1 pseudogene is annotated in these 531 nt (G+C 69.7%); it reads right to left on the bottom strand.

The window, feature by feature from the left end:
• Nucleotides 1-76: 76 nt before the first annotated feature.
• A pseudogene (locus ABD323_RS45115) lies at nt 77-531 on the bottom strand (serine/threonine protein kinase); the annotation flags it as partial.

Below are 531 nucleotides of genomic sequence, written 5' to 3'. Positions count from 1 at the left end.
GCCCGGGTCCCCGGCGGTGTGCCGGGCCAGAAGGGTGGCGTCCGGGATCTGCTCCGTCATGGTCGCCCCCTCTCCGTCAGCTGGTGACCTTCACCTCGGCGATCTTGCCGCGGTACTGATTGTCGGAGCCATCCTTGGGGAGACCGGTCAGCCAGAGCAAGAGGTAACGGGTGCTGAGTGCGCTGCCCGGCTTCAGCTCGACCGTGCTGCCGGTCTGGGTGGCCACCGCTGTACCGAGGCTCTCCAGGCCCGCCTTGCTGGTCTCGGGAGTGCTGCCCGCCGGTGCGGCCCGGAGCTCCACCTTGGTGGTGCCGGCGAACTGGACCTGGACCGAGCCGACCTGCTGGACCGACCCGAGGTCGACGAGGAGTCCGGTACCGGCTTTGTAGGCGCCACCCAGGTCCTGGTTGTACCCCGAGGTCTGCCAGCTGGTGGCGAGGTCACCGTCGTAGGCCAGCTGGGTCTCGCCGGCGTGTTCCGGTCCGTCGCCCAGCGGGTTGAAGGAGACCACTCCGGCGATCGCGACCGGCT

It is taken from the genome of Kitasatospora nipponensis, from assembly GCF_039528135.1.
GTDB classification, from domain to species: Bacteria; Actinomycetota; Actinomycetes; order Streptomycetales; family Streptomycetaceae; genus Kitasatospora; species Kitasatospora nipponensis.
The sequence above is the reverse complement of the archived record's forward strand: the minus strand, read 5'-3'. Positions and strand labels throughout refer to the sequence as shown.